19 protein-coding genes are annotated in these 24201 nt (G+C 74.1%); 2 read left to right on the forward strand and 17 right to left on the reverse strand.

Annotated elements, in window-relative coordinates:
- Positions 1 to 34 precede the first annotated feature (34 nt).
- Positions 35 to 1927 (reverse strand): BTAD domain-containing putative transcriptional regulator, encoded by a 1893-nt coding sequence (locus tag ACIRYZ_RS32120; RefSeq protein ID WP_402951098.1) that lies wholly within the window; start codon positions 1925 to 1927, stop codon positions 35 to 37.
- 33 nt (positions 1928 to 1960) lie between these two features.
- Between ACIRYZ_RS32120 and ACIRYZ_RS32125 the strand changes: the two genes are divergently transcribed.
- The gene (locus ACIRYZ_RS32125) at positions 1961 to 2248 is read left to right on the forward strand and encodes a hypothetical protein (RefSeq protein ID WP_402951101.1); all 288 of its coding nucleotides are present in this window, start codon (positions 1961 to 1963) and stop codon (positions 2246 to 2248) included.
- 20 nt (positions 2249 to 2268) lie between these two features.
- Here the strand turns inward: ACIRYZ_RS32125 and ACIRYZ_RS32130 are convergent, their stop codons facing one another.
- On the reverse strand, positions 2269 to 5301 hold the full coding sequence (locus ACIRYZ_RS32130) for a BTAD domain-containing putative transcriptional regulator (protein ID WP_402951103.1): 3033 nt from the start codon (positions 5299 to 5301) through the stop codon (positions 2269 to 2271).
- A 144-nt stretch (positions 5302 to 5445) separates the two neighbouring features.
- Entirely contained in the window at positions 5446 to 5721 is a 276-nt protein-coding gene (locus ACIRYZ_RS32135) for a hypothetical protein (RefSeq protein WP_402951105.1), read from the reverse strand.
- A gap of 305 nt (positions 5722 to 6026) precedes the next feature.
- Here ACIRYZ_RS32135 and ACIRYZ_RS32140 point away from each other — a divergent pair, with 305 nt between their 5' ends.
- Positions 6027 to 8180, forward strand: coding sequence for an MMPL family transporter (locus ACIRYZ_RS32140; protein ID WP_402951108.1), 2154 nt, complete (start codon positions 6027 to 6029; stop codon positions 8178 to 8180).
- Between the two features lie 75 nt (positions 8181 to 8255).
- Here the strand turns inward: ACIRYZ_RS32140 and ACIRYZ_RS32145 are convergent, their stop codons facing one another.
- From ACIRYZ_RS32145 to ACIRYZ_RS32210, 14 genes are all read right to left on the reverse strand, one after another.
- Positions 8256 to 9299 (reverse strand): polyprenyl synthetase family protein, encoded by a 1044-nt coding sequence (locus ACIRYZ_RS32145; protein ID WP_402951111.1) that lies wholly within the window; start codon positions 9297 to 9299, stop codon positions 8256 to 8258.
- Positions 9300 to 9567: 268 nt separating this feature from the next.
- Positions 9568 to 10362, reverse strand: a complete 795-nt coding sequence (locus ACIRYZ_RS32150) for an IclR family transcriptional regulator (RefSeq protein WP_402951114.1) — start codon at positions 10360 to 10362, stop codon at positions 9568 to 9570.
- A gap of 4 nt (positions 10363 to 10366) precedes the next feature.
- Complete coding sequence (locus ACIRYZ_RS32155; RefSeq protein WP_402951117.1) at positions 10367 to 11116, reverse strand: thioesterase II family protein; 750 nt, start codon at positions 11114 to 11116, stop codon at positions 10367 to 10369.
- Between the two features lie 120 nt (positions 11117 to 11236).
- Positions 11237 to 12190: an ACP S-malonyltransferase gene (locus ACIRYZ_RS32160; RefSeq protein WP_402951119.1), complete on the reverse strand. Its 954-nt coding sequence runs from the start codon at positions 12188 to 12190 to the stop codon at positions 11237 to 11239.
- A 578-nt stretch (positions 12191 to 12768) separates the two neighbouring features.
- On the reverse strand, positions 12769 to 13635 hold the full coding sequence (locus ACIRYZ_RS32165) for a LuxR family transcriptional regulator (protein WP_402951122.1): 867 nt from the start codon (positions 13633 to 13635) through the stop codon (positions 12769 to 12771).
- Between the two features lie 427 nt (positions 13636 to 14062).
- Positions 14063 to 15076: a 2,3-diaminopropionate biosynthesis protein SbnA gene (sbnA, locus tag ACIRYZ_RS32170; RefSeq protein WP_402951125.1), complete on the reverse strand. Its 1014-nt coding sequence runs from the start codon at positions 15074 to 15076 to the stop codon at positions 14063 to 14065.
- Positions 15073 to 16131, reverse strand: coding sequence for a 2,3-diaminopropionate biosynthesis protein SbnB (sbnB, locus tag ACIRYZ_RS32175; protein WP_402951128.1), 1059 nt, complete (start codon positions 16129 to 16131; stop codon positions 15073 to 15075). Before sbnB ends, sbnA begins: the two co-directional genes overlap by 4 nt.
- Positions 16132 to 16235: 104 nt before the next feature.
- The gene (locus ACIRYZ_RS32180; protein ID WP_402951131.1) at positions 16236 to 19688 is read right to left on the reverse strand and encodes an amino acid adenylation domain-containing protein; all 3453 of its coding nucleotides are present in this window, start codon (positions 19686 to 19688) and stop codon (positions 16236 to 16238) included.
- The gene (locus ACIRYZ_RS32185; protein WP_402951133.1) at positions 19685 to 20383 is read right to left on the reverse strand and encodes a 2-hydroxychromene-2-carboxylate isomerase; all 699 of its coding nucleotides are present in this window, start codon (positions 20381 to 20383) and stop codon (positions 19685 to 19687) included. The genes ACIRYZ_RS32180 and ACIRYZ_RS32185 overlap by 4 nt, the downstream gene beginning before the upstream one ends.
- Entirely contained in the window at positions 20380 to 21105 is a 726-nt protein-coding gene (gene fabG, locus ACIRYZ_RS32190) for a 3-oxoacyl-ACP reductase FabG (protein WP_402951136.1), read from the reverse strand. Before fabG ends, ACIRYZ_RS32185 begins: the two co-directional genes overlap by 4 nt.
- Positions 21096 to 21644 (reverse strand): 3-hydroxyacyl-ACP dehydratase FabZ family protein, encoded by a 549-nt coding sequence (locus tag ACIRYZ_RS32195; RefSeq protein WP_402951138.1) that lies wholly within the window; start codon positions 21642 to 21644, stop codon positions 21096 to 21098. Before ACIRYZ_RS32195 ends, fabG begins: the two co-directional genes overlap by 10 nt.
- The gene (locus ACIRYZ_RS32200) at positions 21641 to 22042 is read right to left on the reverse strand and encodes a 3-hydroxyacyl-ACP dehydratase FabZ family protein (RefSeq protein ID WP_402951140.1); all 402 of its coding nucleotides are present in this window, start codon (positions 22040 to 22042) and stop codon (positions 21641 to 21643) included. The genes ACIRYZ_RS32195 and ACIRYZ_RS32200 overlap by 4 nt, the downstream gene beginning before the upstream one ends.
- Before the next feature lie 43 nt (positions 22043 to 22085).
- Positions 22086 to 23180 (reverse strand): beta-ketoacyl synthase N-terminal-like domain-containing protein, encoded by a 1095-nt coding sequence (locus ACIRYZ_RS32205; protein WP_402951143.1) that lies wholly within the window; start codon positions 23178 to 23180, stop codon positions 22086 to 22088.
- A complete protein-coding gene (locus ACIRYZ_RS32210; protein ID WP_402951146.1) occupies positions 23177 to 24184 on the reverse strand; it encodes a hypothetical protein in 1008 nt (335 codons plus the stop codon). Before ACIRYZ_RS32210 ends, ACIRYZ_RS32205 begins: the two co-directional genes overlap by 4 nt.
- Positions 24185 to 24201: the final 17 nt, after the last annotated feature.

Consider the following 24201-nt stretch of genomic DNA (forward strand, 5'->3'; position numbering starts at 1 on the left):
GGGGCCTCGGGGAACCGGCACGTCGCGACCGGGATCAGCTGGGCACCGGAGCGGGCTGCTCACGGGCGAACAGCCGGACCAGGGAGGAGAAGCGGTAGCGCAGCCCGCCGCCGTCGGTGGCGGTGAGCAGCCTGGCCTCGGTCAGCCGTTCCAGGATCTCCTCGGCGCCGTCCTCGCTCTCGCCCAGCAGCGGCGCGGCCTCGCCGGGGGTGAAGGCGGCGGCCTCGGTGAGGGCGAGGGTGCGGAAGGCGGTCCGGTCGGCCGGGTCGAGCCCCTGGTAGCCGGCCCGCAGGCTGGTGCGGACGTCGAGGTCGCCGAGCCGCAGCTCGTCCAGCCGGCGGTGGGCGGGGTCGAGCCGGTCGGCCAGCCGGGCCGGCGACCAGTGCGGGTGTGCGGCGAGACGGGCGGCGCAGATCCGCAGGGCGAGCGGCAGCCGGTCGCACAGCTCCACGATCCGGGCGGCGGCGGACGGGTCGCCGACCGCCCGGTCGGGGGCCGCGGTGGCGAGCAGCTGGTAGGCCTCGGGGAAGTCCAGCGGGCCGAGCCAGAGCAGCCTGGCACCCTCGACCGTGCCGAGCGCGGAGCGGCCGGTGACCAGGGTGCGGTTGTGCTCGTCCGCGGTGAGCAGCGGTCGGATCTGCCGGTCGTCGCGGGCGTTGTCCAGCACCACCAGCATCCGGCGGCCGGCCAGCCGGCTGCGGTAGAGCTGGGCGCGCTCGTCCAGGCCGGCCGGCAGCGCGCCCTCGGCGACGCCCAGGGCGCGCAGGAACCAGCCGAGCACCTCGGCCGGGGTTCGGCTGCCACCCTCGGGGGTGCGCAGGTCGGCGTAGAGCTGGCCGTCGGGGAAGTCGGCACGGCACCGGTGGGCCGCGCGGACGGCGAGCGCGGACTTGCCCACCCCGGCGGCGCCGGTGAGCACCACCGAGCCGATGCCGTGCGCTCCCCCGGAGGGGCCGCGCAGGGCGGCGAGGACGGCGGAGAGGTCGCGCTCGCGGCCGGTGAAGCCGACGGTGTCCGGGGGCAGCATCGCCGGGGTGAGGCCGGCCCAGACCCCGGCGCCCTCGGGCCCGGCCGGTTCCTCCGGGGTCGGCGCCGCATCGGTGACGGTGGTGCGGGGCCGGGCGGCCGGGGCGGGGAGTTCGCCGGCCAGGATCTGCCCGTGCAGCCGGCGCAGGGTCGGTCCCGGGTCGATGCCCAGTTCCACGGCGAGCAGCCGCCGGCCCGCGTCGTACACCTGGAGGGCGTCGCCCTGCCGGTCGCAGCGGTAGAGGGCGGTCATCAGCTGGCCGCGCAGCCGCTCGCTGGTCGGGTACTCGGCGACCAGGCCGCGCAGTTCGGCGACGGCGGTGGGGTGCGCGCCGAGTTCGAGCTCCGCCTCGATCCGGTTCTCCAGCGCGGCGAGCCGGCTCTCCGCCAGCTGCGGCAGCTCGGTCGCGGCCAGGTGCTCGGTGACTCCGGTGAGCGGGGCGCCGCGCCAGTGCGCCAGCGCGGCGCGCAGCAGCCCGGCGGCGCGGGCGTGGTCGCCGGCGGCCAGGGCCTGGCGGCCCAGTTCGGCGTCGCGCCGGAACTCGGCGAGGTCGAAGCGGCCGGCGCCGATGTCCAGCCGGTAGCCGGCGGACTCGCGGACCAGGTCGACCCCGGGGCCGAGCCGCCCGCGCAGCCGCGAGGTGTGGGTGTAGAGCTGCGCGGTCCAGGTGGTCGGCGGCTCCCAGCCCCAGAGCAGGGTGCACAGCCGCTCGTCCGGCAGCAGCCGTCCGTCGGCGAGCAGCAGGGCGGCCAGCACCGTACGGTGCTTGGGGCCGTCCAGTCGGACGTCCCGGCCGTCGAGCGTCGCCTTGACGGGCCCGAGGATCCCGAGATCCAGGGACGCCGGGGCCTGCGCGGCCGTGGTCTCCCACGCGTGGTCCGGTGCTGCGACGTATGCCATGAGTCACCCTCGTTTCGCGGATGCGATGCGAGCGTGACCGTACTGACCTGGCTTTTCGCCGCTCTGTCGGTTGGATTTCGCTGCCCGGGCGCGGCGGCGGGTTCATCGAAAGGGAATCGAAAGAGCCGTAAAACCCGGCCCGTCTACCTTCGTTCTCAGGCCGGGGGAAGCGGCCGGGCAACCCTCCCGGCGCCCCGACCCGGCATCGAGACCACAGCACCGAGGGAGACCGTCATGAACGCCACCGCCACCACCCGCGCCGCCCTCAACAAGCTGGCCGTCCTCCAGGACGACCCGTGGACGATCATCTCCCCGTTCTGAGCCGGCGGACGCGTGACGGATCAGCCGTCCAGCAGCCCCCGCAGCAGTGCCGAGTCGAGGGCCCCGGCGCCGCGCACCGCGCGATCGAGCCGGGCCAGCTTCTCCTGCCAGACCGGTGACCCCACCTTCGCGAACAGCTCGGCCGCCTCGGTGAGGTGACCGGCCGCCGCGATCCGGTCGCCGAGCAGGACGGTGACGCAGCCGAGGATCGCGCCGGCCCTGGCTTGCAGGAACCGGTCCGGCACCCGTCCGGAGACCACCATGGCCTCGCGCAGGATCCCGGCGGCCTCCGCCAACCTGTCCTGGCGCCACAGCGCCTCGCCGAGGCAGCGCAGCGAGTGCGCCTCCCCGCGCGGGTCGCCCAGCCCGCGGACCAGGTCCAGCGCGCGCCGACAGGCCGCCTCGGCCCGCTCGCCCTCGCCCTGGCGCACCAGCACCTCGGCCAGCCGGACGGTGCTCTGCGCCTCGCCGCGCACCGAACCGACCGCGAGGTTCTTGGCGATCGCCTGCTCGCTGAGCTCCAGCGAGAGCTGGGGTTCGCCGAGTTCCAGCTCCACCCGGGCCAGCACCCCCAGTACGTGCGCCTCGGCGTAGTGGTCGCCGACCGCGCGGAAGCCCTCCAGCGAGCGGTAGCCGTGTTCGCGGGCCGCGGCGGCGTCGCCGCGGTTGCACTCGTAGAGGGCGAGGTTGCGCCGTACCAGGGCCTCGCCGTGCCGCTCGCCGCACTCCTCGAACAACCGCAGGGCGTCGCCGAGTTGGCCGTGGGCGTCGCGGTAGCGGGACTGGACGATGGCCAGCGAGCTGAGCGAGTGCAGCATCGCCGCCTCGCCGAGGGCGTCGCCGGCCCGCCGGGCCGCGGCGAGGGCGCGCTCGGCGCACTGCTGCCACTCGGCGGGGTAGTTCCGGTTCTGGAAGAGCGTCGCGCTGGTCATCGTGAGGTCCCAGGCGAGCGCGGACTCGTCCAGTTCGGCGACCTGGTCGACGATGCCGACGATGGCGGCCCGCTCGCGTTCGAACCACTCCATCGGGTCCACCACCAGCTGGTCGACCAGTTCGGCGGGCAGCCGGTGCCGGTGGCCGGGGCCGTGCACCACCGTGTAGTCACCGCCGTAGATCCGTCGGTGCGCCTCCTCGGCGAGGAACAGCCAGCCGCCGGCGGTGCGGCGCAGCGCGGACACCCGCTCGCGCGGGTCCTCCTCCTCGACGGCGCACTCGGAGGCGAACAGCCGCAGCAGGTCCTGGAAGCGGTAGCGGACCTGACCGGTGGCGGCGTCGGCGAGCACCTCCAGCAGCTGGGCGTCGACCAGTTGCTCGATCAGGTCCTCGGCGTCCAGCGGGTCGATGTCCAGCAGGGCGGCGCCGGTCCAGGCGGAGAAGTCCGGGACGTTGAGCAGCCCGAGCAGCCGGTACATCCGGGCCACCGCCTTGGGCAGGCCGCGGTAGCTGAGCCGGAAGCCGGCCCGCACCCCTCGGTTGCCCTCGCTCAGTTCGTCCAGGCGCCGGTGCTGCAACCGCAGCCGGCCGACCATCGAGCGGACCGTCCAGTGCGGTTTGGCCGCGAGCCGCGCGGCGGCGATGCGCAGGGCGAGCGGCAGCCGGTCGCAGAGCTCGCCGAGTTCGGTGACACTGTCCGGGTCGCCGGCCAGGCGCTCGCGCACGACCACCCGGGCGATGAGTTCGGCCGCCTCGGCCCGGTCCAGGGCACCGAGCGGGACGGGGACGAAGTGGTAGTCGCCGGCCAGGCCCTCGATCGGGTCACGGCTGGTGACCAGCACGCAGCAGCGGCCGTTGCCCGGCAGCATCCAGCGGATCTGCTCGAAGGAGCGGGCGTTGTCGAGGACCACCAGGACGCGGCGGCCGCCGAGTTCGGTGCGGAAGCGGTCGGCGCGACCGGTGAGGTCGGCCGGGACCTCGGGGGCGGGCACGCCGAGGGCGCGCAGGAAGCGGTCGAGGACGGCCCCGGGGGCGAGCGGCTCGTCGGACTCGTCGTAGCCGCGCAGGTCGGCGAAGAGCTGGCCGTCGGGGAAGTGTGCGGCGACCCGGTGGGCCCAGTGCACGGCGGCGGCGGTCTTGCCGACCCCGCCGATCCCGGTGATCAGGCCGACCGGCAGCGCGGAGCCGTCCCCCGGCTGCTCCAGCAGCCGGTCCAGGGCGTCGAGCGCCTCGGCGCGGCCGGTGAACGCCGCGACGTCGGAGGGTAGTTGGGCGGGCACCGCGGGCGCGGCCGGGGCGCCGGAGCGGGCCGCGGCGGGCGCACCGGCGGGCGCGGTGAGCCAGGCCTCGTCGGCCAGCACCGCCTCGTGCAGGGCCTGCAGGGCCGGTCCGGGTTCGATGCCGAGCTCGTCGACGAACAGCCGGCGTGCCTCGCGGAAGGTCTCCAGGGTCTCGGCCCGGCGGCCGGACCGGTACTGGGCGAGCATCAGCTGCGCCCAGGCCTGTTCGCGCAGCCCGTTCTCCCGGATGAAGGCGGAGAGTTCGCCGATCAGGTCGCGGTGCCGGCCGAGTTCCAGGCGCAGGCCGGTGTACTCCTCGTAGACGGCGAGCCGCAGTTCGGTGAGTCGGGCCGCCTCGGCGGACAGCCGGCCCCAGACCCCGGAGGCGGCGTCGTCCGGGCCGGCCACCCCCTCCAGGGCGCGGCCGCGCCACATGCCGAGCGCCTCCTCCAGCAGGGCGACCGCCTCGGCGGTGCGCCCCTCCCGGGCGTCCTCCCGGGCCTCGGCCACCCGCTCCTCGAACTCGACGGCGTCGATGCGGTGTTCACCGGGGGCGAGCAGGTAGCCGGGATGCACGGTGACGATCAGGTCGTCGAGGCCGACGGAGGTCTTGAAGGCCTTGCGCAGCCCGGAGACGCAGATCGCGATCTGGTTGACGAAGGTGTTGGGCGGATTTCCCTGCCAGACGGCCTCGGCCAGGGTGTCGACGGAGACCACCCGGCCGGCCGAGAGCAGCAGCATCGCGAGGACGATGCGCTGCCGGGCGCCGGAGAGCTGCACCGGGTTCCCGTCCGCCCGGACGTCGAGCGGGCCGAGGACCCTGAACACCACCTGCAGCACCAGTCGCTCCCCTCAACCGGCGGTCGCGCGCCCGCGGTTCGGGCACCCTTGTCGATCTTCTGGTTTGACTTCGTTCGTACCAGAGCGCGACACAGACGGACAATCGGGCTCGCAAGAAGCTGCCATCCGCCCACTGCGGCGCGTCTAGGGGGCCTCGCGGCGGACCGGGGTCCGGGTGCGGCCCCGGGCCCTGAGCTGGGCGCGGTCCCGGGCGGGCAGGCCGGAGGCCCGCGCCCAGATCTCCGCCGGGTGCGCCGGGTTGCCCGAGAAGATGGCCAACACGGCGGTGAGCGCGTCGAGTTCGATCGACGACGGATCGCCGCTGAGGGCGGTGGCGAGCGGGTCCTCGCTGCCGCCCGTGAGTCCGAGGCGCCTCCTCGGCGGTACGCGGTCGTCGCTCGCAGGCGTGGTCTTCGACACCGGACTACCTCCTCCGCTCCACAGACGATTCCACAGACGATGCCCTCGACCGTAGGCAGCCTCGGGCGACGCGGGCCACGGTTCGCCGGGCAGCGGTCCGCAAGCTGAAGCGCGGCGGGCCGCAGGCCCCGCCCGATGGCCACTAGCTGTCAGGTGACAGGTGCAAAGCAGGGCGACGGTGCGATGCTGCAGGCTCACTGACTGCGATCGCCCGTTTCGATCGCACGCCACCCACCAGTTCGCAGCATGCCCCGCGCCCCGCCATTCACCGGGATCGTCGGGTGTCGTCGAACGCAAGGAGTGTCATGTTCACACGGATCGGACGGTTCGTCGTCCGCCGGCCGTGGCTTGTCGTCGTGGCCTGGCTGATCGCCGCGGTCGCGCTGACGGCCCTCTCCCCCAAGCTCGAATCGACCACCGACCAGACCGAGTTCCTGCCCTCGCACTACGAGTCGGTGCAGGTCGCCGACCTGGAGAAGCGCGCCTTCCCCGGGCAGGAGGACCACCCGGCCGCGATCGCCGTCTTCCAGCGCACCGACGGCGGTGCGTTCACCGACGCCGACAAGGCCGACATCCAGAAGGTCGCCACCGGCCTGCAGGCCAAGCACTACGCCCACCTCACCAAGATCCAGGCCGACCCGGCCGCGGTCTCCCCGGACGGCAAGATCGGCCTCGCGCAGATCTACGCCGACAACAAGGACCTCTCCGACGCCACCGTCACCGACAACGTCAAGCAGCTGCGCGTGGACGTCAAGGAGCTGCTGAACGGCACCAGCCTCAAGATCGGGACGACCGGCCCCGCCGCCAGCGCGCTGGACGCCCAGGAGTCCGGCGACAACACCGACGGCATGATCATGATGGCGACGCTGCTGCTCATCGTCGTCCTGCTCGGCATCATCTTCCGCAGCCCGCTGATCGCACTGATGCCGGTGGTTCTGATCACCCTGGTCTACCTCACCGCCAACGGGCTGATCGCCACCGCCGCCAAGGTCTTCGGACTGAACGCCGACTCCTCGTCCTCGACGATGCTGATCGTCGTCCTGTTCGGTGTCGGCACCGACTACCTGCTCTTCCTGCTCTTCCGCTACCGCGAGTTCCTGCGGGCCGGGATGGAGCCGCGGCCCGCGATGGCCGAGGCCGTCGCCCGCGTCGGCGAGACCATCGCCTCCGCGGCCGGCGCCGTCGTGGTGGCCTTCCTCGCGCTGACCCTGTCCACCATGGGCATGCTGCGCGCCATGGGGCCCTCGCTGGCGATCTCCGTCGCGGTCAGCGCGATCGCCGGTGTCACCCTGGTACCGGCCGTGTTCGCCCTGCTCGGCCGGGGCGCGTTCTGGCCTTCCAAGGCCTGGAAGCGCGAGCCGAAGAACGTCCTGGCGCAGCGGATCGGCGCCCTGACGGCCCGCCGCCCGGGCCTCGTGGCAACCGTCTCCGGCGGCCTGCTGGTGGTCCTCGCCATCGGCGCCCTCGGCTTCAAGGCCGACTTCGACATGGGCAGCTCGCAGCCGAAGAACCTCGAATCGGTGCAGGCGATGAACGACCTGCAGAAGGGGTTCTCGGCCGGCAAGGCCGAGCCCACCCAGGTACTGCTGGAGAACACCGGCGGCGGCAAGCTGGCCACCGACCAGCTCGACGCCTTCCGGGACAAGATCGCCGGCGTCGCCGGGGTCGCCCAGGTCTCCCCCGCCCAGCCCTCGGCCGACGGCAGCGTCGCGCAGTACAGCGTCTCGCTCGCCTACAACCCGATGGAGGACAAGGCGCTCGACCTGGTCGACGGCCAGCTGCGGGACCAGGCCCACGCGGCCGCGCCCAGCGGCACCCGCGCCCTGGTCGGCGGCAACACCGCCGTCCTGGCCGACATCCGCACCGCCGTCGAACGCGACTACACCGTGGTCTTCCCGGTGGCCGGCCTCGCGATCATGATCATCCTCGGCCTGCTGCTGCGCAGCGTCGTCGCGCCGTGGTTCCTGATGATCTCGGTCGGCCTCGGGTTCGCCGGCACGCTCGGCGCCACCGTCTGGCTGTTCCAGGGCGTCAAGGGCACCAACGGCGTGCTGTTCAGCCTGCCGGTGCTGGTCTACCTGTTCGTGGTGGCCATCGGCACCGACTACAACATCCTGATGGTCGCCCGATTGCGGGAGGAGATCCGCGACGGCAACGACCCGCGTGAGGCGATCAAGCACGCGGTCGCCCGCTCCGCGCCGACCATGGGCGCGGCGGCGGTCATCCTGGCCGGCACCTTCGGCGTCCTGATGCTCGCGGACAACTCGATGCTCCAGCAGATGGGCTTCGCGGTGGCGTTCGGCATCCTGCTCACCGCCTTCGTGATGGCGCTGTTCCTCGTACCCGCCACCACCACTCTGCTCGGCCGTCGGGCCTGGTGGCCGGGCCTCAAGGAGCAGGCGCCGAACCCGGCCGGTGCGGAGCCCGTGCTGGTCGGCAGCGGCCGCACCTCGGGCTGACCTGCGTCGGCGACGGCGAAGGGGCCGCCGGGTCGGTGACGACCCGGTGGCCCCTTCGCATGTGCCCGGACGGGCCTACGCCGAGCGGTGCTCGACCAGGCCGACCAGGTCGGCCAGCGCGGCGCGGGCCGGGATGTCCGGCAGGGCGGCCAACGCGTCCCGGGCTTCGGTGGCGTGACCGTGCAGCAGCTCCCGGGCGCGGGCCTCGGCACTGGAACGGCGCAGCAGTTCGGCCGCCCGGCGGCGGTCCCGTTCGTCGGCCAGCGGGCCGCGCTCCAGCAGGGACCGCAGCTCGGCGGCGCGCGGGCCGTCCTCGCCGAGCGCCAAGAGCATCGGCAGGGTCCGGACGCCGACGGCGAGGTCGATCCCGGCGTCCTTGCCGGACTCGCCGGGCTCGGAGGCGAAGTCCAGCAGGTCGTCGGAGAGTTGGAAGACCAGGCCGAGCTGCTCGCCGTACTGGGCCAACGCCCGGGCGACGGGCCGGGGAGCGCCCACCAGCTCGGCGCCGATCCGCAGCGCGAGCGCGATCAGCGAGCCGGTCTTGTCGGCGATCACCGCGAGGTGGTGGCCGAGCGCAGACTCACCGTCCAACGGGCCTGTCAGCTCCCGCAGTTGTCCGCGGACCAGCCGCTCGGCGGCCTCGCCCTGCAGCCGCACCACCTCGGGGCCGAGGTCGGCGGCGAGCCGGCCCGCCCGGACCAGCAGCCGGTCGCCCAGGTGCACCGCCGTACGGTTGCCCCAGCGGGCGGGGGCGCTCGGCACCCCGTGGCGGCTGCGGGCACCGTCCATCACGTCATCGTGGTGCAGCGAGGCGACGTGGACCAACTCGACCAGGACGGCGGCGTCCAGCACCCGGTCCGCGGTCGCGCGGTCGGGGCCGGCGGTGGCGAACTCGGCCGCCAGCAGCACCAGCAGCGGCCGCAGCCGCTTGCCGCCGGCCTCGATCAGGTAGCGGGACCATTCGGCGACCAGGGGGTGCGGGGCGTCGCCCGCCGTCGCACGCAACCTCAGCTCGGCGGCGGAGAGCCGCAGGCACAGCCGGGCGGCGAAGTCCGGATCGGCGAGGTCCAGCCGGGCCGCCAGGGAGTCCGGCCTCATCGCGGCGGTGGGAGTGGGCATCGGTCCTCCGGGCGAAGCATCGGGACGATTGTTCGAATCCGACCTTAGGAGCCCTCACGCCGCGACCGGCATTCGCCCCGACAAGCTGGCAGCAAGCTGTCAGCGCACGCATGCGGGCCCCGGTCCGCGTGGGGTCGGACCGGGGCCCGGTTGGACCCGCCGGAGGGCCTGCCACCTGGGTCCTGTCGGGGTGAACAGGGCCCAGGAGGCCGGCCCCGGGGGCAGTGGGGGTGCCCCGGCGGGTGGCTCACGGGAGGGCGGCGCGCCGTCAGGGCCGCCTGGGGCCCAGGGCGGTGGCCGCGTCGATCAGCAGGCCGCCGTGGCGACGGCCGGGGGTACGGGTGAGCAGGGTGACCGGGCCGTCCAGGACGAGCGCGGCGATCACCAGCCCACCGGGCCCGCGCACCGGCACCGCGGCCGCGGCGAAGCCCAGTTCGCCCCGGCCCAGGCTCTGTGCCCAGCCCTGCTGGCGCACCTTGGTCAGGCTGGCCGCGCCGAAGGCGGCGCGCTGGATCAGCCGGGCGAGTTCGGCCGGCTTCTCCCAGGCGAGCAGCGCCTGCGCGCCCGCGCCCGCCGTCATCGGCAGCGCCGAGTCCAGCGCCGAACCGTCCTTGCGCGCGCTGCCGTCGGCCTCGGCGGAGGCCACGCAGATCCGCACGTCGCCCTTGCGACGGTAGAGCCGCGCGCTGGCGCCGGTGCGCTCGCGCAGCTCCCCCAGCACCTCCTGGGACCTCTTCAGCAGCCGCTCCTGCCCCACGCCCCGCACCAGCAGGTCGCGCCGGGCGCCGTCGGCGAGCTCGCCGATCCGCGGGCCGATCGCGAAGCGGCCCTGGACGTCGCGGGTGAGCAGCCGGATGGACTCCAGGGCGAGCGCGAGCCGGTGCACGGTGGCCCGGTGCAGGCCGGTGGTCTCACTGAGGGTCCGCAGCGAGGCCGGGCCGTCGGCGAGGGCGCAGAGCAGGACGGAGGTCTTGTCGAGGACGCCGACCCCGCAGGGCCGGTCCAGGACGCCGACGCCGCCGGCCGGGTCCTCGTCGGTCGAGGTCATGGTGTCGGTGCCCATCGCGTCACGCGATCCGGGCAGCCAGGTCGTGCAGCAGGGCGTCCCGCTGCAGGGCCAGGTAGAAGTGGTCGCCCGGGTACACCGTCAGGTCGAAGCCGCCGGAGGCCACGTCGGCCCAGGCCGCCATGTCGACCGGGCTGACCCCCGGGTCGCGGTCGCCGACGTACGCGGCCACCGGGCAGGCCACCGGGTAGCCGGGCCGGGCGAGGTAGGTACCGACGATCTCGAAGTCGGCGCGCAGCGCGGGCATCACCAGCTCGTACAGGTCGGGATCGCCGAGCAGGCCCGCCTCGGTGCCGCCGAGTCCGGCCACGGTCTCGATGATGGCCGCGTCCCCGCCGAGGTGGACCGGCGGGGAGTCGACCCGGTGCGGGGCCTTGCGGCTGGACACGTGCAGCCCCGCCAGGCGGACGCCGTGCTCGTTCTCCATCCGGAGCGCGACCTCGTAGCCGAGCGAGGCACCCATGCTGTGGCCGAACAGGTGCAGCGGCACGTCCGACAGTGGCAGCAGCGCCCGGACGACCTCGTCGGTCAGCTCCTTCATGCTGGTGACGCACTCCTCGCCGAAGCGCTCCTGCCGCCCGGGGTAGCGGGTGGCCAGCACCTCGACGCCGGGGCCGAGTTCACCGGCCCAGCCGTGGAACATGCCGGCGGTCCCGCCCGCGTGCGGCAGGCAGACCAACCGCTTGGCCACCACGCCGCCCCGCGGCGGGTAACGCCGGAACCAGCGGCTCTCGACCGCGCTCTCGATCATCTCTACGGCTCCTCTCGTTCCCTCGGCGCCGGGCGCCCGGCGCCGCCGGGCCAAGGGGCTGTCTCTCGGGTCCTGCCGAATCGAGGCGAGGACTGTCGGATCAGGGCTGGGGTTGTCGGATCAGGCGAGAACCCGGGAGGCGGGCCCCACGGCCCCGAGAGCGACCGGGCTGTCGATGGAGACCACCTCGGTCTCCGGGGCGATCCGGCGGGCCACGCCGGCCAGGGTGCGACCGGGGCCCAGCTCGATCAGCCGGCGGCACCCCATCCGGTCGACCAGCGTGCGGACGCCGGCCTCCCACAGCACGGGGAAGGTGAGTTGACGGATCATCAGTTCCGGCCAGTCGGCGCCGGAGGCGTGCGGCCGGGCATCCGTGTTGGCGACCACCGGGGTGTGCAGGGCGGCGAACTCGACGCCCGCCAGGGCCGCGCGCAGCCGCTCCGCGGCCGGGGCCATGTACGGACTGTGGAACGCGCCCCCGACCGGGATGGAGATCGGCTTGGCGCCGATCCCCGGCGCACCGGCGCAGGCCGCCGCGACGCCCTCGACCGAGCCGGAGACCACGACCTGGCCGGGCGCGTTCACATTGGCCACCCAGACCTGGTGCCCGGCGGCGCGGGCGTCGGCGGTCAGCTCCTCGACGGCCTGCACCGGGGCGCCGACCAGCACGCCCATGGTGCCCTCGCGCAGCTCCGCGGCCTCCCGCATGGCGCTGCCGCGGACGGCGACCAGCCGGGCCGCGTCGGCCAGGCCGAGGGCTCCGGCGGCGACCAGGGCCGCGTACTCGCCGAGGCTGTGGCCGGCGCAGGCGATCGGTGCCTCGGCCAGCAGCCCGCTGCGACGGGCCTCGTCGTGGGCCATCACCGCGACGGTGAACACCACCAGTTGGGCCAGGTCGGTGCGGCGCAGCAGCGCGCCGTCGGTGTGCAGGAGCAGTTCGGCGATGTCCTGCCCGGACTGCTCGGAGACCGTCTCGACCAGGGCCCAGGCGCCGGTGTCCCGCCAGGGCTCGCCCATGCCCTGCTTCTGAGTGCCTTGCCCGGGGAACAGCAGCGCGATCGGTTCGGGGGTCATCTGATACCTCCGTGGATACCCCTGGCTTTGGCCGGGGGAGGGAACGGACTTCCCGTGCAGCGGGGCAGGAGTCAGCGCCGGGCCGGCGGGAAGTCAGGTCTGTGGAGCTGATGTAAGACCGATGGGCGGTACACCGTCCCTTCGCTGGTAATCCCAGGTCGGCAGCCGGCTGTGAAGCAGAAAGCCCGGCCCGTGAGGGTTGGATCCTCCGGCTTCAGCCGGAGGAGGATGTCAAGGGATGAACCTTCCAGCCGGGGGCTCACCGTCTCGTCCGGGCTTCGAGGCGGAGCCGGTTCCGCCGGGGGAACGGTTCCGGCTCCGCCGCGTCGCCACCGTCCGGGGCGCGGTTCCCCGAGGGGTTCCGCGCCGCCCGGGCGGCTGATCCGGCAGCCCGCCCGGGGAGGTGGCTGCCGGAGGCTCTTCGGCGCTTGCCGTTCCGGTCCGCGTGGTGGGGCGGCGGACGGACGGCGGGAGGGTGTTCGGCCGCGAACCACGGCCCGGAATGCGCGACGGGCGGTTTCCGTCGGATTTCCTTCGTCTTTTCTAACCCCCGCCCGGGGCGGGCGACAACGGCCGTTTCAGGAAGCTGCCACGGCGCCGAGGCGCAGGCGGCGGCCGTCGGCCAGGCGGGGCGCGGCGCCGGGGCGGGGGGCCCGCCCGGCGGACAGCAGGCCGAGTTCGGCGGCCCGCGCGCCGGCCTGGAAGCGGGAGTTGGCGCCCAGTTGGCCCATGATGTCGGCCACGTAGCGGCGGTAGGTGCGTACCGAGACGGACAGGTCGCGGGCGGCCACCTCGTCCGTCACCCCGGCGTTGAGCCGGTCCAGGATCCGCCGGGCGAACTCGGCGCGCGCCCAGTCCCCGAAGTCGACCTGGCTGTCCAGCGGGACGGCCCGGCGCCAGACGCCGGCGAACAGGTTGTGCAGCGCCCGCAGCACCGAGGTGTCCCGGGTGACCGAGGCCCGCAGGCTGCCGGCCACCGGGTCGGAGCACGAGAAGGCGATCTGACGGTCGACCAAGATGACTTCGACCCACGGGATCTGAGCGGTCCTGACGTCCAGCGAGCGGCCCGCTTCGAGCTGCCGACGGACGAACTCCCGGTCCAGCGCCTCGGGGGCGCACAGCAGCCGCACGGCGACGCCGGCGTCCAAGCCGGTGAGCTGCCCGTCCAGGGCCTGGTACATCTCTGCGGCCCGCGGCCGGTCGGAGGCCAGCACCACCTCCAGGCTGTGCCGGGCGCCGCCGATCAGCCGGGCCACCTCGGCGGACAGCACCGCCTCGCCGGGCTTCACCGGTGTGACCACCGCACCCCGGGCGACCAGGTCCCGGTGCCTGACCACGGCATCCTCGATCAGGGCCTTCACCTCCAGCAGCCCCTGCTCGACGACATCGCCGGGCTGGTCCGACGGGTGTGGTGTCTGTTCCGGAACCGTCGACAGTTTCCTCATCGCTCCCCCATGACATGGGACTGGCGTCCAGCGTCATCGAACAACGCGGCGGCGCGGCCCTCCTACGGTGCTGTCAACAAGTTGCGCGCCGGGGTGCCCAAACGGCGGGCACCCACCCGCGGGGGTGACGGTGCGCGTGCGTCCGCCCACCGTTGGTGGCGATCGCGCGCCCTGCGCCGGGAGTGGTTGACCGATTCCGGTCACGCCGCGCGGCGGCGGAGCGGCTGCGAAAAGGGCTGCGGACGGACCCTCGGAAAGCGGCCGCGGAAGGGGCGGAAAACGCCGCGGTGGCGCCCCGGGTCCGACCGGGGCGCCACCGTACGGGCACCGCGTTTCCTCAGGTGATCGCGACCGCGCGATCCGGGCCGGCCGCGTTGACGTACAGCGAACCGCGCCTTGCCGGCCCCGGGACCCGGCGGATGCCGGGTCAGCTCGTGCTGGCGACCAGCTGCGGCCGTACGTCGGCCGGCCGCGGCGCGGCGGCGGGCCAGCCGCCCTCCGTGCCGAAGTGCTCCTCGATCCACGCCGGGTCGTACAGCGAGTCGAGGTAGCGGTCGCCCTGGTCCGGGGAGAGCGCGACGGCGGTGAGGTGCTCCGAGCCGGGGTGGTCGGCGAGCCAGCGCAGCGCGCCGCTGACCACCGTCCCGGTGGAGCCGCCGAACAGGAAGCCCGCCCGGGCCATGGTGTGGCAGCGCTCCAGGGTCTCCCGCTCGGGCACCATGACCACGTCGTCGACCAGCGAGTCGTCCAGCAGCTGCGGCCGCACGCCGGCGCCGAGGCCCGGGATGTACCGGGTGAGCGCCGGTCCGCCGAAGCTCACCGAGCCGATGCTGTCGACGGCCACGATCCTCACCGGGCGCTCGCGCTCGCGGAAGTAGCGGGCGCAGCCCATCAGGGTGCCGGTGGTCCCGGCGCCGACGAACAGCACGTCGAGCTCGGGGAACTGGGCGGCGATGGCCGGTCCGGTGTTGCGGTAGTGGGCCAGCCAGTTGCGCGGGTTGGTGTACTGGTTGAGCCACACGTAGCGGGAGTCGAAGTCGCACAGGCGCTGCACGTAGTCGAGCCGGGCGCCGAGCAGGCCGCGCTCCTTGTCCGGCCGGGAGATGACCAGCACCCGGGCGCCGAAGGCCTCCATCAACCGGCGGCTGGCCGGGTTGCACCGGGAGTCGGTGACGCACAGGAAGCCGTAGCCGCGGTTGGCCGCGATCATGCTGAGCGCCACCCCGAGGTTGCCGGAGGAGGACTCCACCAGCACGTCGCCCGGGGAGAGCAGCCCGTCGCGCTCGGCGGCGAGCACCATCTCCAGCGCCGCCTTGAGCTTGACCGAGCCCGCGAGGTTCAGTCCCTCGGCCTTGAGGTAGAGCGGCACCGAGAAGACCGGGCGGAGGTCGACGAACACGTCGTCCACGTTGATCTCGTACGGGGCCGAGACGATGGTCACCGGGCCACCTGCTTCCCGGCCTCGCGGCCGTAGCGGTCCAGCTCGTGGAAGAAGCCGTCGACCGTGGCGAGCCGGCCGTCGGCGGCCAGGGTGTCGTGGACGAAGCGGCCGAGGCCGAGGTCGAGCACGCCGAGGCCGAAGGGCGAGAAGACGACGGGCTTGTCGGCGGGCAGCTCCACCCGGCCCTCCAGCACGTCGAAGAGCGTGCCGTCGATGAAGTCCCGGTTGCCGGTGCGCTGTTCGACCAGGTGCGGGGAGGTGTCCGCCTTCAGGCAGTGCTCCACGTCGTCCACGATGTTGGCGGAGGCGAGCAGCACCTCGGGGGCCAGGTCGCGCAGCGAGACGTTCAGCACCAGCGGGTTGTGCGAGAACCAGGCCGGCTCGTGGATGTGCGGGGTGCCGGCCACGGTGGCGAGGACGACCAGGTCGCTGTCGCGGATCAGGCTCTCGGCGCTGTCGTGGACGGTGGCCTTGGCCTCGCCGGAGCGGCCGGACAGGTAATCGGCGAAGCTGCCGGCGTGCTCGGCCGACAGGTCGTGCACGCCGAGCTGGTCGAAGGTCCAGCCCGTGGACTCCAGGAAGTGGTGGATGTAGCGGGCGATCAGGCCGGTGCCGATGAAGCCGACCCGGCGCGCCCGCTCGCCCCGGCTGAGCCGGTCCGCCGCCAGCGTCGCCGAGGCGGCGGTACGGGAGGCGCTGATGATCGACGATTCCAGGCAGGCGAACGGGTAGCCGGTGTCGTGGTCGTTGAGGATCAGGACGGCCGAGGCACGCGGGATGCCGGCGGCGACGTTCTCCGGGAAGCTGGAGATCCACTTCAGGCCGTCGGTCGGCCGGGCGCCGCCGACCGAGGCGGGCAGCGCGATGATCCGCGAGCTCGGCCGGTCGGGGAAGCGCAGGAAGTACGAGGGCGGGTTGACCGAATCGCCCTGGCCGTGCAGTCGGTAGACCTCCTCGACCAGGTCGACGACCTGGCCTTCACGGCCCGCGAGAACCTCGGCCACCTGCGCGCCCGTGATCACGGCGAAGGCAGGGACAAGCGGCGAGGGGGACATGGGTTGGCTCCATCCGTCGGGGAGTTGGGGCCGGGCGGTACGGGTGCCCGGCCCCGGGTTTCGTCGGGGTTGGCCGGGCCCGGGGCGACCCGGGCCCGGAGGGGTCAGGACAGCGTCGGCACGGTGACCGGGTCCCCGAGGACGACGGCGATCTCCCGGTCGCCCTCGAAGGGCTCCCGGCTGTGCGCCATCCGGAGGTTGTCCACGATCATCAGGTCGCCGGCCCGCCAGGGCTCGCGCAGCGTGTGCTTCTCGTAGACGCCGTTGATGCCGAGCACGGTGTCCTCGTCCAGCCCGAAGCCCTCACCGTCACGGGTGTTGAACGGCAGTCCGTCGTCGCCGAACTCGAACTTCAGGTACTCGCGGATCATCGGGTCGAGGGTCCACTCGTTGAGGAAGGCGATCTGGTTGAACCAGCCGCGCCGGCCGGTACCGGGGTGGGTCAGGACGGCCGCGGCGCGCTGCCGGGTGCGCAGGTCGCCGTTCGGCTGCCAGCGGCACTCGATGTCCCGCTCGGCGCAGTACGCCCGGACGGCCTCCCGGTCGCCGCTGCCGAAGGCCTCGGCCAGCGTGACGCCGACGGTCTCGGTGTAGTTGCGCTCCAGCTGCCAGCCGCGCCGCTCGAAACGCTCGACCAGCTCGGCGGGCAGGGCCTCCAGCACGTCGGCCGAGTCGGCGACGCCGGTGACGCCGCCGGAGGCGGGCGCGGTGAGGCAGGCGAACAGCAGGGTGCCGGGGACCTCCCGGGCGTAGCTCAGCTCGTGGTGCATGCACATCGGCTGGTCGGTGGGCCACTCCGGGGAGGAGTAGACGCCGTCGGCGAGGACCTGCCGGGTCGCGAAGCCCTCCCGTTCGGTCATCACCTCGTTCAGCAGCACCCGGCCGACCCGCCCGACCGTCCCGGCGTCGCGCAGCCCGAGGCCGCGCACCAGCAGCGCCCCGTGTTCGGCGACGGTGGCGTGCAGCCGGGCGCGGTGCTCGGCGGCCCAGGCGGCCGGGTCCTCGGGGGCCGGGCCGTCCAGGATGAGCACGGCGGGGCTGCCCTCGGTCCTGGTCACCTCGAACGGGGCGGCGCCCGGGACCGTTGCCACCGCCGTGGCGGGAGCCGGGCCGGTGGCGGGGACCGCGGCCGGTGCGGCGGCGGCGGCGGGCGTCTCGACTCCCCCGGGTTCGCCGTCCACGAGGGCGGCCAGCGCCGCCAGGGTGGTGTGGGCGCGCACGTCCTTCAGGGTGAAGGCCCGCTGCATCCGGACCACCAGCTGCACCGCCGAGAGCGAGGTGCCGCCCCGGGCGAAGAAGTCGTCGTGCCGGCCGATGCCCTCGACGGGCACCTTCAGCACGGCGGCCCAGGCCTGCGCCAGCCTGCGCTCGGTGTCGGTGGCCGGCTCCTCGTGGTCGGCCGCCGGTTCGCGGTCGGCGAGTTCCCCGGCCAGGGCGAGCAGTGCCTTCTTGTCGGTCTTGCCGTTGGGCGTCAGCGGCAGGGTGTCGAGGCACTCCAGCCGGGTCGGGACCATGTAGCCGGGCAGCGTCTCGGCGAGCCGCTCGCGCAGCACCGCCTCCGGTTCGTCCGAGCCGGTCTGGAAGCCGATCAGGTGCCGGCCCTCGTCGGGGCTCTCCACCACGACCACGGCGCTGTCGCGCACGCCGGGCAGCCGCAGCAGCTGGTTCTCGATCTCGCCGATCTCGATCCGGAAGCCGCGGATCTTCACCTGGGCGTCCCGCCGGCCGAGGAACTCCAGCGCGCCGCCGGGCAGCCAGCGGCCGAAGTCGCCGGCCCGGTACAGGCGCCGGCCGGGCCGGTGAGGGTCCTCGCCGAAGGCGGCGGCGGTGCGCTCCGGGTCGTTGATGTAGCCGCGGCCGACGCAGACGCCGGAGAAGACCAGCTCCCCGGGCGCGCCGAGCGGCACCGGGCGCAGCCGCTCGTCGACGACGTAGGCGGTGACGTTGCCGACCGGACGGCCCAGCGGGACGGAGTCCCACACCGGGGCCGAGGTCATCACCTCGTGGTTGGTGTCGTCCGAGGTCTCGGTCAGCCCGTAGGCGTTCATCAGCGCGATCTGCGGGAAGCGCTCGAACCAACGGACCGCCAGCTCCTTCTTCAGCGCCTCGCCGGTGACCGAGACGACGCGCAGCGCGGGCAGCGGCCGGGGGCTCTCCTCCAGCCGGGCGAGCACCACCTCCAGGTACGAGGGGACAGCCTGCAGCACCGCGACCCGGCCCTGCTCGACGGTGTCGAGGTAGCGGTCGACGTCGAGGATCGCCTCCTGCTCGATGATCAGCGTGCTGCCGCCGGTCACCAGCGCGGAGACCAGCTGCCACAGCGAGATGTCGAAGGACTGCGGCGCGGTCTGGGCCACCACGGTGCCCTCGCCGATGCCCTGGTCGTCGATCTTCGCGTAGAGGTGGTTGACGAAGCCCGCGTGCTCGCACATCGCGCCCTTGGGCTCGCCGGTGGAGCCGGAGGTGAAGTAGATGTAGGCGAGCTGGTCGGCGCCGACCGGAACCCCGGGGTTGCGCTCGGAGCGGTCCTCGGCCACCGCGGCGGCCACGGTGAGCAGCTCGGCCCCGGCGGGCAGGGCCTGTTCGGCGTGGCCGGGGCCGCCGTCCTCGGTGAGCACCAGGCGGCAGCCGCTGCGGTCGAGGGTGCGGGACATCCGGTCGACCGGGGCGTACGGCTCGACCGGGAGGTAGACGGCCCCGGCCTTGAGGATGCCGAGGACGGCGGTCAGCCAGTCCAGGTTGCGTTCGGTGACGACGGCGACCACGGCCTCGGCGCCGAGGTCGCGGGCCAGCAACGCGTGGGCGATCCGGTTGGCCCGGGCGTTCAGCTGAGCGTAGGTGAGCGTGCGGCCGGCGTGCACGGCGGCGGTCCGCTCGGGGCCGGCGGCGACCTGCGCCTCGAACAGCTCATGGAACCGGCGGTCCGGCAACTCCCGCGCCGAGCCGGAGAGTTCGTTGATCTGGTGGTGCAACTCGGCCTCGGACAGCAGGCTGTGCGCGCGGCTGGGCGCGTCCGGCTCGTCGACCAGGCGCCGCACGGCGCTCAGGTAGTACCCGGCGATCCGCTCGGCCGCCGCCGCGTCCACCACGTCGGTGCGGTAGCGCAGCCGCAGGGCGGGCCCCTCGGGGCCGGTGCGCAGCGCGGCGACCAGCACGGTGTGCGGGTGCGGCGCGGCCGGCTCGCGGCCGCCGAGGTCCAGCACGGTCTCGAAGGCTCCGACGACGGGCCTGGCCGCCGCCCCCGCGGAGGCGGCCAGCAGCTCGCGCCAGGTCTCCTCCTCCTGGGCCAGCGCGACGGGTTGGACGGTGCCGGCCGGCGGGACGTAGCCGGTGATCAGGGCCCGCTCGCCGCTGAGCGCGCTGAGCACCGCGGTGTGCGCGGCCAGCGGCGCGGCCTCCCAGTCGGTGCCCGAGCGCCGGGCCAGCAGCCGGACCCGGGCGGCGAGCCGGGCCGGGACGGGGCTGGTCAGCTCGGCCCAGGCGGCGTCGCCGGCCCGGCCCGGGGTCGGCGCCACCCAGCGCGGGACGACGCGCGGGGGCGTTCCACTGATGGTCATCGGATCCTCCTGTCCGCCGGTACCCGGGCGTCCGGGAGGGCGGTGAACGGGGCGTCGCTGACGCCGTCCCAGGTCTCGCCGCGGAAGGCCGCGACGAAGGCCGAGACCCGCTCGGCGCCCCAGAAGGCCTCGCGGCCGTTCATGAAGAACGGCACCCCGAAGGCGTCGTCGTGGTAGGCGGCGATCAGGCACTGGATGCCCCGGGCGCGCACCGCCGGGTCGTCCAGGGCTTCGCCGAGCCCCGGGTCGAGGCCGAGCTCGGCCGCGATCTCGGCGACGGTCTGCCGCTCGGAGAGGTCCCGGCCCTCGTTCCACCGGGCACGGTAGGCCCGGTCGACGAACTCCCGCCCCATGCCGACCTCCTCGGCCGCGAGGTAGGCCAGGTGCGAGACCTCCCAGTGCGGGGCGCGGTCGATCGGCCAGGTGACCTGCCAGCCGCGGGCCTGGGCCCAGCGCCGGGCGTCGCGCAGGATGTAGAAGTTCTTGGCCCGCTGCATCTGCTGCACCGGCAGGACGACCCCGGCCTCCTCCAGCAGCCGGGTGGACTCCTGGTCGGGCTCCCAGTACGGGATCCACTCGATCTGTTCCAGCACGTCGGGGTACTTGTCGCGCAGGTCGCGGTAGGCGAACCAGGAGTACGGGCTGCGCAGCGAGAAGTACCAGCGCGGGTTGCGCCGCCGTCCGGTGGCGCTCACAGCGCGATCCCGCCGTCGATCTGGACGACCGAGCCGGTCATGTAGGCGGACTTGTCTCCGGCCAGGAAGGCGATCAGCTCGGCCACCTCCTCGGCGGTGCCCATCCGGCCGAGGGCGACGCCCGCGAGGGCCTCGTCGCGCAGCTTCTCGGAGACCACGGCGACCATGTCGGTGTCGACGAAGCCGGGGGCGACGGTGTTGACCCGGATGCCGTAGCGGCCGGCCTCCTTGGCCAGCGAGCGGGAGAAGCCGATGATCCCGGCCTTGGAGGCGGCGTAGTTGGTCTGGGTGGCGTTGCCGTAGATGCCGGCCACCGAGGAGACGTTGACGATGCTGCCGCGGCGGCGCTTCATCATGGCGAAGGCCACCGCGCGGCAGACGTGGAAGACACCGTCGAGGTTGGTGCGGATCACCGCGCCCCAGTCCTCGTCGCTCATCATCACGAGGCCCTTGTCGCGGGTGATCCCGGCCGAGGTGACGGCGGCCTCGATCGGGCCGAGCTCGCGCTCGGTGTCGGAGACCCACGCCCGGACGGCGGCGGCGTCGGCGACGTCGACCCGGCGGTGGAGCACGCGGGCGCCGAGCTCCTCGGCCTCCTTGGCGACGGCGATCGCCGCCTCCTCGCGCGAGTGGTAGCAGAAGCCGATGTCGTAGCCCTCGGCGGCGAGCCGGAGCACGGCGGCCCGGCCGATCCCGCGGGATCCTCCGCTGATCAGCGCCACGGGCCTGGTGTCGGTCCTCGGGTGGCCTCTCTGGGGGTGGGGACGGGTTCGGCGGGGGTCGCCGCGGCGGGCCCGTCCGGGCGGAGCAGGGTGGCGGGGCGGAATGCCATCACCATGCGGTCGACGGTCATCACGGTCTCGTCGCCGCGGTGGGCGGTGCCCTCGAAGATCACCGAGTCGGGCAGGGTGCGGGCGATCCGCACCCGGTGCTCGATCAGCTCGCCGGGCCGCACCGGGGAGTGGAACTCGGCGTCGGCCACCGAGCTGAACAGCATCACCTGGTCGGTGGGGGCGCCGGCCTCGGCCGAGGCGAGCAGGCCGGCGGCCTGGCCCCAGGACTCGATCAGCAGCGCGGGCGGGTAGTCGAACGGCGCGTCGGGCGAGATCCCGGCGTAGCAGGGCTCGTTGAGGGTGATCGCCTTGACGGCGCGGATCGCGGTGCCCGGGACGAGGTCGAGGACCTTGTCCACCAGCAGCATGGGGTAGCGGTGCGGCAGCAGGTCGGTGACCCGGGGCAGGGCGGTGGCGGGGGCGGTCATCGGGCACCGTCCTCGGCGCGGTAGCGGAGCTTGACGCTGGCGGCCTTGCCCCGCTCGGTGGCGGCGGTGGCCTTGCAGGTCAGCCCGGTGTCGGTGCGGCGCCAGGTCAGGCTGAGCACCAGGGTGTCCCCGGGGTAGACGGCGCCGGCGAAGCGCGCCGACTCCACGGCGGCGAGGGCGGTGGGCGCGGGGGCCCGGTCGCCGTCGGTGGCGGCGCGGTGGACGCAGTCGACCACGCACACCCCCGGGAAGATCGGGAAGTCGGGGTAGTGGCCGGCGAACACCGGCTCGGTGGCGAGGATCTCGACCCGGGCGGCGGCCGGCAGGCCGTCCTCGGTGCGCTCCTCGATCCGGATCCCGGCCCGCACCGGGCCGGCCTGGGGCAGGGTGGCGGTCATGCCGCGGCACCGTCCTTCCGGGGTCGTGGCGGCTGTTCGGGGGTCAGCACGACGGCGCCTCCAGCCGCAGCACGGCGCAGGCCACCGAGCCGTCCCGGTCGGCGGAGGTCACCACGGCGAGCCGGCCGGCCGCGACCGGGTCGGTGGCCGCGGTGGCCAGCACCATGGCGATCTGGAAGGTGCCGGAGGCGGCGGAGACGTCGCCGATCCGGCTGAGCGCGGGCACCCGGTCGACCGCGGCGCCGCCGCAGGCCTCGGCGAGCACCTCGCGCTCCAGGTGGCCGAGCAGGCCGGGGGCGTCGCCGGGGACGGCCGCCCACGCCTCCTCGGGCTTCGCCTCGGCGGCGTCCAGGGCGGAGCGGACGCAGGCGGCCAGGGCCTCCCGGGCCTGGCCGGCCAGGGCCACCCGGGTGCGCACGGCGAGCACCTCGGCGAGCGCCGGGCGCGCCTCGGTGACGTTCTCGCGCGGCTGGACCACCAGCACGGCGGCGCCCTCGCCGAGCGGCACGCCCGGCGCCTCGGCGCCCCGGCTGTGCTTCTCCAGCCAGTAGCGGGCCGGCGAGTACTCCTCGGCGGCGGCGCACAGCACGGTGTCGGCGCGGCCGGTGGCGAGCAGCCGGGTCGCGTAGTTGAGCGAGAGCAGGCCGGCCGCGCGGCCGCCCGCGAGCGTGGTGTTGGGGCCCTTGATGCCGTACCAGATGCCGCACTGGCCGGCCGCGCAGTTCATCACCGCGTTGGGCATCACGGCCGGGTCGACGTCGTACGGGCGCTCGCCCTCCAGCGAGCTGCGGGTGAAGTCCATCATGCTGGCCGCGCTGCCGGTGGTGGTGCCGAGCACCAGGGCGGCCCGCTCGCCGGTCTCGGTCTCCCGGGAGGCGCCGGGCTGGTCGAGCAGCGAGCCGACGGCGGCCACGGCCAGGCCGGTGACCCGGTCCATCGAGCGGGTGCCCTTCTTGCCGAGCGCCTTGCGCGGGTCGAAGTCGGGCACCAGGTGGGCGCGCGAGGTGGGCACCCGCCAGCGGGTGGTGTCGACCGGGGCGACGGTGGCCCGCTGGGCCCGCAGACCCTCGGCGAGCACCTCGGCGCCGATGCCGTACGGGGAGACCGCCGACCAGCCGGTGATGACGGGGGCGGTCACGACTCCACCTTTCGCGGGGTGCTCAGGGCGTCGACGGTGGCCTCGTCCATCGAGACCATCTCCCACTGGTTGGGGGCGGTCTCGTGGAGGTAGCCGTGGGTGATGGTGCCGGTGGCGGTCTTGACGAGCTCGCCGTCGCGCACCACGTAGCAGTCCATCCGGTTGGTGTAGAGCAGCGACTTGAAGATGCTCTCGACGGTGTAGACGGTGTAGAGCTCCTCCTCCATCACGGTCTCGTCGAGCAGCTGGATCCGGGACCGGGTGACCACCGGGATCCAGCCGCGGCCGTCCAGCACCTCCTTGATGGCCAGGCCGCGGTCGGCCAGGAAGAGGTCCTCGACCTCCTCCATCAACCGCAGGAAGCCGGACATCTGCACCCGGTCGTTGAAGTGGCAGTAGAAGTACGGCATCCGCCAGCGCCAGCCGAACGCGTTGCTCTCGCCGATGAGTTCGGCCAGCACCGGGTCCGTGCCGGTGCCCCGGCCGGCCGTGAACTCGCCGTAGGGCAACGGCTCGGCGGCCAGTTCGAGGCGCTCGCCGGTGCCGAGCCGGGCGGCGGCGAAGCGCTCCAGGCCGGCCGGCGCGGGCTCCTCGGCCCTGATGTGGTCGTCGACGCGCAGCACCACCTTCACCGTGGAGCCGGCGCACTTGAGCCGGTCGCCGTCACGCTGGACGAACAGCTCGACCTTGAAGCGCAGTTGGTCGTCGCCGTCCTTGACGGCCGGGGTGACGACCGCCTCGGCCTCGTCGTCCACGGCCAGCAGCGCGCCCAGCCGGGAGTGGATGTCCACGACGTCGAACCCGAGCCCGTGCCGGCGGTAGAGCTCGCCGGCGGGCAGGCCGGCCGTCCGGAAGTGCTCCAGGACCGCGCGCTCGGCCAGGTAGTTGATGTGCTTGAAGCCGATGGCGAAGCTGATGTTGTTGCCTTCGAACAGCGGGCGCAGGTGCGCCGTGGTCGGGGTCTCCAGCAGCGCCGTCACGGCGGGATCGAGCGTCGGGGCCATCAACGGACTCCTTCGAA

Origin of the sequence: Kitasatospora sp. NPDC101155, from assembly GCF_044768305.1 — a bacterium.
Taxonomy (GTDB): Bacteria; Actinomycetota; Actinomycetes; order Streptomycetales; family Streptomycetaceae; genus Kitasatospora.